Genomic DNA, 13,262 nt, shown 5'->3' with positions numbered 1-13,262 from the left:
TATTTGTTGGATATAGGATTTCAAACAATAAAATTTCAGCCAAACTTCTTACGATAATCATTCATAAATTCAGCAAAAGCACTTGCGGATTCAAGGCTGACTCCATTATACATCGACGCACGAATGCCACCTACAGAGCGATATCCTTTGATTTCTAATAAATGATGTTTTGCTGCTTCTGCTATAAAATGTTCATCTTGTTTTTCATTTGGCAAACGGAAAACAAAATTATGTCTTGAGCGATCTTGTTTATCGGTTCTGCCAATGTAAAGCCCAGCATCAACTTCAGAATAAATCATTTTAGCCTTTTCCAGCGACCATTTTTCCATAGTTTTTATTCCGCCAGATTGATCAATCCAATGCAGCATTCGATTCATTGCGAAAATTGGAAATACCGGTGGAGTATTTAAAGCACTTTTTGTATCGAATATTGCATGATAAGAAAGAGCTTTACCTAAGTAATTTGCTTTTGTGATTTCCCTACTAGCTTCAAGTAAATCGTTGCGGATAATTATTACAGATACTCCCGCAATCCCAAAATTCTTTTGTGCGCTAGCATAAACTATTGCTGTTGACTCCCATGGGATGTCAGTTCGTGCCGCTAAAGAGCTGGTCATATCAAGAACTAACGGAATTTTCCCAAATGTGGGAATAGTTTTATATTCTGTTCCATAAACTGTATTGTTAACGGTGATGTGAACATATTTAGAATTTTCAGGTATTTCCCAGTTTTTGGGATTTCCTAACGAAACATAGTCACAAGTTCTTCCGTCGTATACAATATGAACTTTTCTTGGCTGAGCGTGAACTTCTTCACATGCTAAATGCGCCCAGATACCGGTATCGGTATAGGCAATTTCTTCGCCTGGTTTAGAAAGGTGTTGAGGAATTAAGGAAAAGTGTTGTTGAGCCCCACAGCATGAAAACAGAACTGAGTGGGTGTTTGGTACATGAAAAACTTTTCTGGCAAGTTGAAGGGTTTCTTCATTTAAATGTTCATACTGTTTGGAGCGGTGTGAAATTTCCATCACACTGACACCAATTCCAAAAGTATCTAATAATTCTTCTTTAATTTGTTTTTTTACTGCTTTAGGTAAGCTTGCAGGCCCTGGACTAAAATAATGAACATTCATAGAAACCTCTCTTTAGTTGCTAAAAGACGATGTTTTATCGGTATATTATAATTAAAAATCTAACTTGCACAACTATTTTTGCTAAAAGAATACTTGTTTAATACTTTCCAAAAATGAATAGCTTTCTATGAATACTTAGATTAACCACCAAATGATTTCAAGAGAGTTTTATATTTTTTCCAAAACAAATATGCTATAAAAAATAGAATAAGTAATGGAATGATGGAGAGTGCAATCAAATTGTAATGTTTATATTTTAAAATGAGCACAGGTAAAGAAGAAATAAACATATAAGGAACAGTAATAAATAATATTTTAAATAAACCTTGGCTAAATATTGTTGGGGGTAAATAGCAAAGTTGGGAAAAATGATGCATATAAAAACCCATATATAAGTTTTTCTGGGAGAATAAATTTAAATAGACCATAATAAATGTAAAGAGAATCCCTATAGTAATTGAAATTACTGATGAAACAAAAAATAAAAGAATATCTGAAAAATTTGTTACTATATTACTATAAAATATATAAAATATTAACAGAAAATAGATTGCTACAGCAATTATTAATTTTGTTACTCTGAAAAAATAAAACAGCACAAAAAATAATAAATTTATTGGTTTGCATAAATAACTATCAATTTTGCCTTCAAAAACAGTTTCAAAAAATTCAAACATATTATCATCTAAGCATTCAACAAAAAGCCGAAAGGACATATAAAATAAGGATGCAAGAAAAAAATCGTCAAAGCTCCATATACCAAAATTTCCGCTATAAGAAAATATTACTTTAAATAAACAAATGGTAAATATATTGATAGAAAGAGTGACGAATAATTCTCCTAGAAAATCTGTTTTAAAACTCATTTCACTGAGAAGTCTGTATTTAAAATTTTTAAGAATTAATTTTAGCATTTAACCACCATGTGAAGTGTATTTTTTTATTGTTATCTTTTCAATAAACTTAATTATATAAATAAAGACAATAATATAAAATATGGCAAGAAGAAAAGTAGATATTAAATTTTTAGGTGTTGGGTTTAAAATAACATCAGGTATTGCAGATATTATAATTCTAAAAGGGTTATATCTTAATACCGTTTGATATGGTTCAGGCCATAAATCTATTGGAATTAAAAACCCACCAACTATTTGTAAAACTAAGTAAAAAAGATAATTTATAAAGAAACTATTTATAAACCAGTAACAAAATAATGAAAAAGTATAAGCTATTTGTATCAATAGTATTTGAGAAAGAAGATAGAGAATAAAAACTGGAATTGTTATTATGGGATTAAAAACTATGGTAAAAATAAAAAGTATTAATGAAGTAAGAGCTATAAAAATGCAATTTCTTCCTAAAGAGGTATGTAGTATTAAACTAAAATTTGAAATGGGTTTTGTCTTGTAAATATCAATACTACCATTTTTTATTCTTTCAGACATAGTGCTAATAATTTCATCGGAATCATTTGTCACCATTAAAAGAACTGTTATGCTCACATAAATAACTATTTGCGAGAAAGTATATTGTTTAATTTGTTCATTATTTGCAAAGACAAAATTCCAAGTAATCAATTGGACTAAGATAGGAAGTATAAACCCCCCAATTGTTAAGCTAATAACCGTTGCTTTATTAGCTAAAAATTCAGTAGTATAAATTTTTATAAATTTTTTAATTTTTTCGCTATATTTAATCATCGTCATCAGATTCATAATTATCACTTTCATTATTTTTAAATATCTGAAATTGTCCTGCTAAAATTTCTTCAAAGGACATTGATTTTAACTCAAAGTCTGTAATTTTCATGGAGATAAATAAATTTATTAAATTTATTTCGTCTTCTTTGTTTGCAATTACATTTAAACAATCATTAATTATAAAAAATTCTGCTTGGGAAGACCAGGCTAAAATATTTTCTTTCATTAATCCTTGATTTAACTCTTTATTCTTGAGAATTATTTTTACCTTTTGTTGGTATCTTTTTTTAAGATTTAAAGTTTCTTCAGCTAAAACAATTTCTCCTTTTGCAAGAATATTTATTTCATCACAGCAATTTTCTATGTCTGTTGGATCGTGGGAGGTTAAAATAAATGTTCTATTATTTTTTTCTTTCTCGTAGTTGATAAATTCACGAATCATCATTTTTGACTCCATATCAACGCCAATAGTAGGCTCGTCTAATAAAATAAGTTCTGGAGAATGGAGTAAATTCATAATTAAATCTGATTTTACTCTTTCACCTAAGCTCATATTTTTTACTTTTCTTTCCAAACATTTTTCCATGGATAAAATGCTTGTTAAATGCTTTAATCTTCTTTCATAGCTTATATCATCAATATCATAAATAGTTTTATGCAAATCAAAACTATATTTAGCAGGTAAATCCCAAATTAATGATGATTTATGTCCAAATACAACGCCTAATTTTTTTTGAAAACTTTTATTTCCTTCGTATGGAACATAATCTAATATTTTGATTGTTCCTTCTGATGGTTGCATAATTCCAGAGATTATTTTCATTAATGTAGATTTGCCTGCTCCATTGGATCCAATGATGGCAAGAGATTTGCCTGCAGACAGATTTATTGAGCAGTTTTTAATAAGATATTTTTTCTTTTTTTTGGGGAAGAAATAGTTTTTTATCTTTCCCCTAATATCTTTTTTTTCATACGGAATATTTTCTTCAATACTTTTGCAAATTGAATGCATGTTAATAGCATTATTCATAGCTTTATTTTTCTTTCATATGGAATTTTAATTTTGGGGATTATTTTTTATGAATGCATGGCTCGACTTTAAGTTACTAAAGCAACGTTGTTGTTGCGTTTCGTTGAAAATAAAGACAAGTTACGTTTTTGTCAAATTTTACAAACCAATATTATAAAAAAGTGAATACATTTTTAATTCAAAATTTTATAGATGCTAGAACGATTCCTATTTCATGTTCTCCAACCCAAAATGCTGGAATACCCAAGTGAATATCACTACCTTCTCCAACAATTAAAGCACCTATTTTTGGAATTTCTTTTTTCTTAGCAATATTTTGTTCCTCTTTCTCTTTTTTAGAAGGAGTATTTTTTCCTTGTCCAGGTATGATTGGTGGCATACTATAGTAGTAGTTTTCTTCATTTTCTGGAGCATAATTAAAGTAGGAACTGGTCTGAGTTTTTGAAACATTATATAATCCAAAAGCACTGCCCATCATAAAACCTATAGAAGCTCCTCCTGCCACAACTCGAAGATTGCTCATTGGAGATCCCGATAGAAAGGGTAAAATAGCAGTTCCCATAGTTGCGCCAAATAAAGCTCCATAGCCTCCAGCAACAAATATATCTCGCATATCATCTTCGCTGGTAAAAGCTTGTTGGCTAAATGCCTGGGAAATCCAAGATCCGCTACTGACAAGAAGGCATATAGATAACAATCCTAATTTCCTGCATGGTTTTAAAAAATTGTTGCAACCTATATTAACAGCCATATGTACTTATTCTCCTAAGCAAGATTTTACTCTTTTTTGGAAATGAATTGAAATGTCTTTATGGTACGAGTCAAATCTGTTGAGGAAAAATATTCCTGAAGTTGGTTTACTTTAAGCCCGCTTCCAAGCTCCTTAACAAATTGGATATTTTTTTTTTACAAGATTGCTTGACAAGGTTGGCATACATACATTATTCACACTTTCACCGAGACGTACGCTGGCTTAGCTCAATTGGTAGAGCACCTGATTTGTAATCAGGCGGTTGGGGGTTCAATTCCCTTAGCCAGCTCCACGGTATCGGGGAGGTTCCAGAGTGGCTAAATGGGGCGGACTGTAAATCCGCTGTCTTACGACTTCGGCAGTTCGAATCTGCCCCTCCCCACCATATACGTTTCACCATTCTTAAGCGGGTGTAGCTCAATTGGCTAGAGCGTCAGCCTTCCAAGCTGAATGTTGAGGGATCGTGCCCCTTCACCCGCTCCAATTTTCCAGCCTTCGCTTTTTGCCTTGAATGAATTTATTATCTAAGCATACGCCCATGTAGCTCAGCGGTAGAGCACTTCCTTGGTAAGGAAGAGGTCTCCGGTTCAAGCCCGGATATGGGCTCCATTGTTGCAAAAGGTTTCTCATGCCTATCGAATTAAATCAAAATAAATTACCTAATGCTCTTTTAGTAGGTGTTCCAACTCCAGATGTAACTGATAGCGAAAATCAAGAGTCTCTAAAAGAACTTGAACGTTTAGTAACAACTTTGGGTTTCTCTGTTGTTGATACTATTTTCCAACGGCGAGCCTCAGCGGCAGGAGCTGTGCCTTTGGGAGAAGGCAAAATTAAAGAAATTGCTAAATTAACTGGAGGTTCTGGACAAGTCAAAACAGGGCCACAAATTAAAAAAAGCAAAGCGAAACAAAAAGCAGAACAAGCTGAGCAGGAAGAGGAAGAAAGTTTTTCATCTGCTGATATAGAAATTGATCCTGCCAAAAAACCTCAAGCTATTATTTTTGATTGTGAACTGACTCCATCGCAAATATCTAATTTAAAAAGTGCTTTTGGAGTTGAAGTCCTTGATAGGACTGGTGTTATAGTTGAGATTTTCAGCAAGCACGCAAAAACTAGGGAAGCTCGCTTACAAGTTGAAATAGCTCGATTAAAATACTTAGCTCCTCGTATTCGTGAAAGTGGTGCGAGTGAACGGCAGGGAAGTGGTGCCGGAGCAAGAGGGGCGGGTGAAACAGATATTGAATTAGATAAAAGAAGAATTCGTGACAGAATAGCAGAGTTAAGAAGAGAAATTGAATTTATTCAGAAAGAACAAGGAACGAGGCGGAAAAAAAGAGCTGAGCAGCCTTGTGTAGCCCTGGTAGGTTATACAAATGCTGGAAAATCTTCATTGATGCGTAAACTAACCGGAAGTGAAGTGCTTGTTGAGGATAAATTGTTTGCCACCTTAGATACCACTGTCAGACCTTTATATCCTGAAACACATCCTAAAATTTTGATTTCTGACACTGTTGGATTTATCCGAAAACTTCCCCACGATTTAGTTGTTTCCTTTCGCTCCACCTTGGAAGAGGCCTTAAATGCTTCGCTTCTATTGTATGTTATTGATATTTCAGATGATAGCTGGCGAACTCATTTAGAAGTAACGAAATCCACTTTGCAAGGTATTGGTGTTTTAGAGGATACAGCGAGTGTCCATATTTTTAACAAAGTGGATAAAGTAGAAAGCAGTGTTATTCAAACTGTTAAATTGGAATATGCAAATTCGCTATTTATTTCTACAAAAAATGAGATTGACGTAAAAACTGTGTATCAATTTATCCAAGAATTTTTTGAACAAGAAATGACTGACGAGTCTGTTTTTGTTCCTTATCAAACTACAGGCGCTGTGGGAGAGATTCGTGAAAAATTTAGGGTAATCAATGAAAGATATGAAAACGAGGGGACATACTTTTTATTACGGGGAAAAAAAGAATATTTTCAACGCCTAAAAGAAAGGTATCAATTAAAAAAAGATTAAATCTGCAATGATTCTAAGTTTTTTAAAAATATTTTGCGAATATAGAAATTACAAAAAATAAAATAAAGGATTATTCAATTTAGTTTATTTCATTACAAGTAATTGGTTTAAAAACAATAAAAAAATAAAAAAATGATTAAAATTAAAGCGTTTTTAAAAAATATCTCATCTTTTGAAAACAATGCAAAAAAGAAAAAGTCTTCTTAAAATATTTGCTTGAGTCGAAAGTTTTTTAACGCTTGACTGTAAAAAATTCCAAGTCACTTTTTGAGTATAATTGTGCGAAATAAAAATGGGAGTCTTTTTTTTAGATACCTCGGTATAAAGCTTGCAATTTAAAATAAGTTGAGTTTATAACGTCCAAAGAAGCCATGAGACAAAATTGTTCGGAGGATTAAGGCTTCTTTACCAGCCCAAAAAATACCTTCCTTTGATCTCTCGCCATAGCATTGTCCTCACAAAAATATACATGCCACATTTCTTCCTCAGAAGAACGACGAAGGGATAGCACCGAACGGCTAGCCCTTTTTTTTATTTTATTTTTCCTAGGAAGTATTGCTTTCTTTATAGACCTCTTCTATTCTATTAAAGTAACGTAAAATAATAACAAATAAAGGAGATTGCTATGCCTAGCAAAGACAGTAAAAAAAAGAAAAAGCAAGATAAATCAAAATCTGCTCCTGTTGCTAACCAAGCTAAGCCACAAGAACAACAAGCTCCACAAAAAGATTCAAAAAAGCGCTAATATAGCGCTTTTTTGCTTTCTTACGCCAAAGATTTAATATCTTCTCGAACTTTCTGCATAGAACTTAATTCTAAAATATTCTGGATATATCTTTGAACGATAGGATATTTCATTACTTCTTCTTTTATGCAGAGTAAAGTTGGAACAAGAATGAAATCGGGAGTACTTAATTTATCTGACAATAAATATTTGTTTTTTTCTAGCTTTGCTGAAATAAATTCAATTGTTCGGGAAAATTTCTTAATACTTTCTTCCGCTATAGATGCAATTCGTTTTTCTGGCGGGAGTCTTTTCGTATGAAAAAATAAATTAAAACATATAGGATCGAGGGTAGAGGTTATAAAGAACATAACTTCATCGTAAGCTACTTGTTCCTTGATATTTTTCTCAGAAGGAAAATAAATATTTTTTTTGTACTTTTGCGCTAAGTAATGACAAATAGCTCCTGATTCTATTAGTTTAACATCTGCAGAGCTGTCGATTAAAAAAGGAACACATCCGGAAGGATTAATTTCTAAATATTCTTTACTTAAATGTTCTGACTTGCTTAAAATAAGAGTTTTTTTCTCATAAGGGATTTGCATTTCTTCTAATAAAAACTTTACTCTATCAGAACGGGTAGCGGGACATTCATATAAAACGAGGGATTGACTTGACATAGCACCATCCTTTTTGTCATGAATTTCATGTTGCTTACAAGAGCATTTAACTCTATAGGAATTTTATGAAAAATAAAACTAATCAGGAAAAAAACAATCAGGCGTTTTATCTCCAAGCAAAAAAATCTTTAGGGCAAAATTTTCTAAATAGTGAAGCAATTATAGATAAAATTTCTCAATCCATAGATGTTTTATATGATGCTGGTAGGGAAAAATATTTACATGAAATAGGACCTGGTTCAGGGGCTTTAACAAAAAAGTTGTTAGAAAAAAATATAAAAATACTAGCTATTGAAAAAGATCAACGTGCTGTCGAAGGATTAATGAAGACATTAGTGTTAGATTATCCTGATAAGTTAAATATATTAAATCAAGATATTTTACAATGGAATCCAATCCAAGATAACAATATTAGTAGTTCTACTAAACCTATTTGTGTTGGAAATATTCCTTACTATATCACAAGCGATATTCTAATGTGGTTTTGTAAATTTAAAAAATTATATAGTAACGGTATTTTTATGGTACAAAAAGAAGTTGCTGATAGATTAAATGCGAAACCTGGAACGAAAGATTACGGAAGATTAACTGTAAAAGTTCAACTTTTTTTTAAAGTTGAAAAATTATTCGATGTACCAGCGCATTTGTTTGTCCCAAAACCAAAAGTTGATTCCGCAATTATTAAATTAACACCAAATCTGTTTAGTTTTGCTGATGATCAAGAAGACACCTCGTTCGGTAAATTTACAACAGTTTTATTCAGCGCTAGACGAAAAATGTTACGCAGAGCTCTAGCATTACAATTACAAACATTGCAACAAAAAAACCCGAAAAAAGTCGAAGAGTTTTGGCAATTAGCGTCTGAGCATAATATTACAGAAGAATCTAGACCTGATACCATATCACCAATCGTCATTTTAGCTTTTTATAAGTTTTTTCAGGATGCAGGTAAAAATTTGTAAATTTAAATTTATTCAAGTTTGTCATAAAGTATTTTTAAAGCATCGATCATTGTAAATATTCCTATTAGAATATTTTTGTCATCAAAAATAAAAGCACAATCTAGTTTTTTATCTATTAGATCTTTAATCACATCTTTTAAAATAGAATCAGCTTTTACTTGGATAAATTTTTGAGTCATAAAATCTCTGGCTAAAAATTCATGTGAAGAAGCAAATGCTTTCACTATTTGGACATCATTGTCTGTAATAAGTCCGTAGTGATTTTCATCTAAAACTGGCATATGGCGAATGCCTAACTTTTTAATCATTTCTTCAATTTTCCAAATTTCAGTTTTTCCTGAAACAGTTTTTGGAACTGGTGTCATGTAAGTCGAGATATGCATGATCTTTCCCGTCTTTTAAGGTTTATAAGAATTATTTTATTTGAATTGTGTTTCCTTAGTCAATCAGAAGAATATTAATAATAAAAATGATAATCATTATCATTAAGTAGTGATTTTTTTTGCATTCTGATTTTTTGAATAGGAAAATTTTTCACAGTTAATATTTGATAAAATAAATTAATTAAATTTATAAATTTTTAAAATTTATCCTTGATAGTGACGAAAGTTTACTTTGATTTTGGTTATGATTTAGTCCTGTTTCGATCTGATAGTTGTATTACAGATTTGCTATAAAAGATTAAACGTTTTATATGTGGAAAAGGGAGAGTGTTTAGCTTAAATTGTGTGCTGCTTATTCACTGTTAATTTGACTTTATTTAGGAGAATTGCTCTATGTCAGCAAATTCTGGTTTTTTAACGAGTTCCATTGGTAAAAAATACTTTATGGCATTAACAGCAACCGTTTGGTCGTTGTTTGTGATGGTACATATGCTGGGTAACATTTTGATATTTGTTAGTGCTGAAGCTTACAACAAATATTCACATGCATTGACATCAAATCCGGTAATTTATTTAGCCGAATTATTTTTAGTTCTTGTTCTTCTGATTCATGCTTTTACTGGCTTTACTTTATTTATACGTAACAGAACAACAAAGCCAAAATTTTATTCTGTTACTCCTGTAAGAGTAAAGTCAGCTTCTATTTCATCTAGGACAATGATCTATACTGGGACTATTATTCTTGCATTTATTATCTGGCATTTAATTACATTTAAATGGGGTGAAATGTATTTTGTTACGTATGACGGTATTCAAATGCGAGATATTTATAAATTAGTTGTAGAAAAGTTTAAAGATCCTTTTTATGTGGCATCTTATTCTGTGATTATGATTCTAATAGGTGTTCATTTATATCATGGTGTTCAATCTATTTTTCAATCGCTCGGAATAAGTCACCCAAGGTATAACAAGTTTTTTAAATATTTTGGCTATACTTATGCTGTAGTTGTTGCTGCAGGCTTCTTTTCTCAACCAATTTACGTTTTTCTAGCAAGGTAACAAATTATGACATTCAATTTTGATTCAAAATGCCCTACGGGCCCTATTGAAGATAGATGGACAAATCACCGTTTTTCTTCAAAACTTGTGAACCCTGCCAATAGAAGAAAACATTCAATTATTATTGTGGGAAGTGGTCTTGCTGGAGCATCTGCAGCTGCCTCTCTTGGTGAAATGGGTTATCATGTTAAGTGTTTCTTTATTCATGATTCTCCACGTAGAGCACACTCAATTGCTGCTCAAGGTGGAATAAATGCAGCAAAAAATTATAAAAATGATGGCGATTCAATCTACCGCTTATTTTACGAAACAATTAAGGGTGGAGATTATCGTGCCCGTGAATCGAATGTGCATAGATTAGCAGAATGTTCCGTACGCATAATTGATCACTGTGTAGCCCTTGGTGTTCCTTTTGCGCGCGAATATGGTGGACTTTTGGATACTCGTTCCTTTGGCGGAACACAGGTTTCAAGAACTTTTTATGCAAGAGGACAAACTGGTCAGCAACTTTTAATTGGTGCTTACCAAGCAATGATGCGGCAAGTTTCAGAAGGAAGTGTGGAAATGTATCCACGTTCTGAAATGTTAGAACTAGTTATTATTGATGGTCACGCACGTGGAATTATAGTCCGTAATTTAATAACTGGTGAATTAGAAGCGCATCATGCAGATGCTGTTGTCTTAGCAACTGGTGGATACGGCAATGTATTTTACTTATCTACAAATGCAAAAGCATCTAATGCTACAGCTATTTGGCGTGCGCACAAAAAAGGCGCATTATTTGCCAATCCTTGTTACACACAAATACATCCAACATGTATTCCTGTTTCTGGTGATCACCAATCTAAGTTAACACTTATGTCAGAATCACTTAGAAATGATGGACGATGCTGGGTTCCAAAAAATTTAAATGACAGTCGTACTCCAATTCAAATTCCTGAGAATGAAAGGGATTACTATCTTGAACGGCGTTATCCAAGTTTTGGAAACTTAGTACCACGCGATGTGGCATCAAGAGCAGCGAAATTAGAATGCGATAATGGACATGGTGTAGGTCCTTCAAAATTAGCTGTTTACTTAGATTTTCAAGATTCAATTAACCGTTTAGGTGAAGATAAAATTCGTGAAAAATACGGAAATTTATTTCAAATGTATGAAAAAATTACCGGTGAAAATCCATACAAAACACCAATGCGTATTTACCCTGCGGTGCATTATACTATGGGAGGTTTGTGGGTAGATTATAATTTACAATCTACAATTCCTGGTTTGCATGTTCTTGGTGAAGCTAACTTTTCAGATCACGGTGCGAACCGATTAGGTGCATCTGCATTAATGCAAGGTTTAGCTGATGGTTATTTTGTTATTCCAACTACGTTAACTCATTATATCGGTGGTGCTAACTTACAAAAGGTAACAACAGATAGACCCGAATTTAAAGAAGCAATGAATAATGTCAAAGAAAGAACTCAGAAACTTTTAGGAATAAAAGGAAGTAAAACGGTTGATCAGTTCCATCGTCAACTTGGTCATGTCATCTGGGATTACTGTGGAATGGCTAGAAATAAAGATGGTCTTGAAAAAGCTCTAAAAGAAATTCCTAAAATTAAAGAAGAGTTTTGGCAAAATGTTTCCATTGTTGGAAATGGCGAACAATTAAATCAAGAGCTTGAAAAAGCTGGACGAGTTGCCGATCTTATTGAACTTGGGGAAACAATGTGCCTCGATGCTCTTGCAAGAGAAGAATCTTGCGGTGGACATTTTAGAGAAGAGCATCAAACCCCTGATAATGAAGCAAAGAGAGATGATGTTAATTTTGCCCATGTAGCTGCTTGGGAATATAAAGGTGAAGGAAAAAAACCTGAAAGACATGTTGAAGAGCTAAAATTTGAATATTGTCACCCAACTCAACGTAGCTATAAGTAAACAAAAAGGATTATGACCTTATGGATAAATCAAATGCACATAAAATGATGACTTTACATTTAAAGGTTTGGAGACAATCAGGTCCGCATGCCAATGGGAAGTTGGTTGACTATGAACTAAACAATGTAAATCCAGATATGTCGTTCTTAGAAATGCTCGATATATTAAATCAAAAATTAATTCAGAAGGGTGAAGAGCCCGTAGCTTTTGATCATGATTGTCGTGAAGGAATATGTGGTTCCTGTTCGATGGTGATCGATGGCAATCCGCACGGACCGCAAACATCAACAACCGCTTGCCAATTGCATATGCGTCATTATCAAGATGGACAAACTATCGTAGTTGAACCATTCCTTGCGAAGGCTTTTCCAATTATTAAAGATCTCGTTGTAGATAGAAGCGCACTCGATCGCATAATTCAATCAGGTGGTTATATATCTGTAAATACAGGAAGTGCTCCTGACGGAAACGCAATTCCAGTTCCGAAAGAAAATGCTGATCTCGCATTTGATGCGGCTACTTGCATAGGTTGTGGTGCCTGTGTTGCAGCTTGTCGAAATGGATCTGCGATGTTGTTTCTTTCTGCGAAAGTTTCACAACTTTCTTTGTTACCTCAAGGGCAAGCTGAAAGTTCTCAGCGAGTTGCGAAGATGGTTTATCAAATGGATTCTGAAGATTTTGGTTCTTGTACCAATATGGGAAGTTGTGCAGGTGCTTGTCCAAAAGATATTAGTTTGGAAAATATTGCTCGGCTCAATAGAGAATTTATGAAGTCTATGATTTCTGGAAGAAAAAGTTATCCTGGGCGTAAATTAGGATCAAACGAAGGCTCTCCAGCCTAGGAATAACTTTTGTTACTTAGATAAAAAATCCATATGTAAATAGCTTATGGAT

At 32.9% G+C, this 13,262-nt stretch carries 12 protein-coding genes and 4 tRNA genes; 9 read left to right on the top strand and 7 right to left on the bottom strand.

The genetic code is table 11. The features are described 5' to 3' along the window. Positions 1 to 35: 35 nt before the first annotated feature. From serC to QEJ31_RS05345, 5 genes are all read right to left on the bottom strand, one after another. Positions 36 to 1,133: a 3-phosphoserine/phosphohydroxythreonine transaminase gene (gene serC / locus QEJ31_RS05365; protein ID WP_280592749.1), complete on the bottom strand. Its 1,098-nt coding sequence runs from the start codon at positions 1,131 to 1,133 to the stop codon at positions 36 to 38. A gap of 140 nt (positions 1,134 to 1,273) precedes the next feature. Continuing rightward, positions 1,274 to 2,047: an ABC-2 family transporter protein gene (locus tag QEJ31_RS05360; protein WP_280592748.1), complete on the bottom strand. Its 774-nt coding sequence runs from the start codon at positions 2,045 to 2,047 to the stop codon at positions 1,274 to 1,276. Further along, positions 2,048 to 2,848, bottom strand: a complete 801-nt coding sequence (locus QEJ31_RS05355) for an ABC-2 family transporter protein (RefSeq protein WP_280592747.1) — start codon at positions 2,846 to 2,848, stop codon at positions 2,048 to 2,050. It abuts the gene before it with no gap. Next, positions 2,826 to 3,863, bottom strand: a complete 1,038-nt coding sequence (locus QEJ31_RS05350; RefSeq protein ID WP_280592746.1) for an ATP-binding cassette domain-containing protein — start codon at positions 3,861 to 3,863, stop codon at positions 2,826 to 2,828. The genes QEJ31_RS05355 and QEJ31_RS05350 overlap by 23 nt, the downstream gene beginning before the upstream one ends. A 178-nt stretch (positions 3,864 to 4,041) precedes the next feature. Further along, positions 4,042 to 4,614, bottom strand: coding sequence for a hypothetical protein (locus QEJ31_RS05345; RefSeq protein WP_280592745.1), 573 nt, complete (start codon positions 4,612 to 4,614; stop codon positions 4,042 to 4,044). A gap of 216 nt (positions 4,615 to 4,830) precedes the next feature. Between QEJ31_RS05345 and QEJ31_RS05340 the strand changes: the two genes are divergently transcribed. From QEJ31_RS05340 to hflX, 5 genes are all read left to right on the top strand, one after another. Then, positions 4,831 to 4,906 (top strand) — tRNA-Thr (locus QEJ31_RS05340). A gap of 7 nt (positions 4,907 to 4,913) precedes the next feature. Then, a tRNA-Tyr gene (locus QEJ31_RS05335) sits at positions 4,914 to 4,999 on the top strand. A gap of 21 nt (positions 5,000 to 5,020) precedes the next feature. Next, positions 5,021 to 5,097 (top strand) — tRNA-Gly (locus QEJ31_RS05330). A gap of 51 nt (positions 5,098 to 5,148) precedes the next feature. Beyond that, a tRNA-Thr gene (locus tag QEJ31_RS05325) sits at positions 5,149 to 5,223 on the top strand. Positions 5,224 to 5,242: 19 nt separating this feature from the next. Continuing rightward, entirely contained in the window at positions 5,243 to 6,634 is a 1,392-nt protein-coding gene (gene hflX, locus QEJ31_RS05320; protein WP_280592744.1) for a GTPase HflX, read from the top strand. 765 nt (positions 6,635 to 7,399) lie between these two features. Here hflX and QEJ31_RS05315 read toward each other — a convergent pair. Further along, positions 7,400 to 8,038, bottom strand: coding sequence for a glutathione S-transferase family protein (locus QEJ31_RS05315; protein ID WP_280592743.1), 639 nt, complete (start codon positions 8,036 to 8,038; stop codon positions 7,400 to 7,402). Positions 8,039 to 8,103: 65 nt separating this feature from the next. On the opposite strand from QEJ31_RS05315, the gene rsmA reads away from it, so the two are divergent. Beyond that, a complete protein-coding gene (rsmA, locus tag QEJ31_RS05310; RefSeq protein WP_280592742.1) occupies positions 8,104 to 9,000 on the top strand; it encodes a 16S rRNA (adenine(1518)-N(6)/adenine(1519)-N(6))-dimethyltransferase RsmA in 897 nt (298 codons plus the stop codon). A gap of 8 nt (positions 9,001 to 9,008) precedes the next feature. Here rsmA and QEJ31_RS05305 read toward each other — a convergent pair whose 3' ends face one another. Continuing rightward, positions 9,009 to 9,383, bottom strand: coding sequence for a CBS domain-containing protein (locus tag QEJ31_RS05305; protein ID WP_280592741.1), 375 nt, complete (start codon positions 9,381 to 9,383; stop codon positions 9,009 to 9,011). Between the two features lie 393 nt (positions 9,384 to 9,776). Between QEJ31_RS05305 and QEJ31_RS05300 the strand changes: the two genes are divergently transcribed. The 3 genes from QEJ31_RS05300 to QEJ31_RS05290 are packed head-to-tail and all read left to right on the top strand — an operon-like array spanning position 9,777 to position 13,210. After that, positions 9,777 to 10,442 (top strand): succinate dehydrogenase cytochrome b subunit, encoded by a 666-nt coding sequence (locus tag QEJ31_RS05300; protein ID WP_280592740.1) that lies wholly within the window; start codon positions 9,777 to 9,779, stop codon positions 10,440 to 10,442. Positions 10,443 to 10,448: 6 nt separating this feature from the next. Beyond that, on the top strand, positions 10,449 to 12,368 hold the full coding sequence (locus QEJ31_RS05295; RefSeq protein ID WP_280592739.1) for a fumarate reductase/succinate dehydrogenase flavoprotein subunit: 1,920 nt from the start codon (positions 10,449 to 10,451) through the stop codon (positions 12,366 to 12,368). Between the two features lie 20 nt (positions 12,369 to 12,388). Further along, positions 12,389 to 13,210, top strand: a complete 822-nt coding sequence (locus QEJ31_RS05290; RefSeq protein WP_280592738.1) for a succinate dehydrogenase/fumarate reductase iron-sulfur subunit — start codon at positions 12,389 to 12,391, stop codon at positions 13,208 to 13,210. Positions 13,211 to 13,262 lie beyond the last annotated feature (52 nt).

This window comes from Pigmentibacter sp. JX0631 (assembly GCF_029873255.1).
Lineage (GTDB): Bacteria > Bdellovibrionota_B > Oligoflexia > Silvanigrellales > Silvanigrellaceae > Silvanigrella.
This window is presented reverse-complemented; position numbering and strand designations above follow the sequence as displayed.

Coding starts and splice junctions, on each gene's coding strand:
- serC (WP_280592749.1), bottom strand. CDS start 1,133: ATGAATGTTCATTATTTTAGTCCAGGGCCTGCAAGCTTACCTAAAGCA.
- QEJ31_RS05360 (WP_280592748.1), bottom strand. CDS start 2,047: ATGCTAAAATTAATTCTTAAAAATTTTAAATACAGACTTCTCAGTGAA.
- QEJ31_RS05355 (WP_280592747.1), bottom strand. CDS start 2,848: ATGAATCTGATGACGATGATTAAATATAGCGAAAAAATTAAAAAATTT.
- QEJ31_RS05350 (WP_280592746.1), bottom strand. CDS start 3,863: ATGAATAATGCTATTAACATGCATTCAATTTGCAAAAGTATTGAAGAA.
- QEJ31_RS05345 (WP_280592745.1), bottom strand. CDS start 4,614: ATGGCTGTTAATATAGGTTGCAACAATTTTTTAAAACCATGCAGGAAA.
- hflX (WP_280592744.1), top strand. CDS start 5,243: ATGCCTATCGAATTAAATCAAAATAAATTACCTAATGCTCTTTTAGTA.
- QEJ31_RS05315 (WP_280592743.1), bottom strand. CDS start 8,038: ATGTCAAGTCAATCCCTCGTTTTATATGAATGTCCCGCTACCCGTTCT.
- rsmA (WP_280592742.1), top strand. CDS start 8,104: ATGAAAAATAAAACTAATCAGGAAAAAAACAATCAGGCGTTTTATCTC.
- QEJ31_RS05305 (WP_280592741.1), bottom strand. CDS start 9,383: ATGCATATCTCGACTTACATGACACCAGTTCCAAAAACTGTTTCAGGA.
- QEJ31_RS05300 (WP_280592740.1), top strand. CDS start 9,777: ATGTCAGCAAATTCTGGTTTTTTAACGAGTTCCATTGGTAAAAAATAC.
- QEJ31_RS05295 (WP_280592739.1), top strand. CDS start 10,449: ATGACATTCAATTTTGATTCAAAATGCCCTACGGGCCCTATTGAAGAT.
- QEJ31_RS05290 (WP_280592738.1), top strand. CDS start 12,389: ATGGATAAATCAAATGCACATAAAATGATGACTTTACATTTAAAGGTT.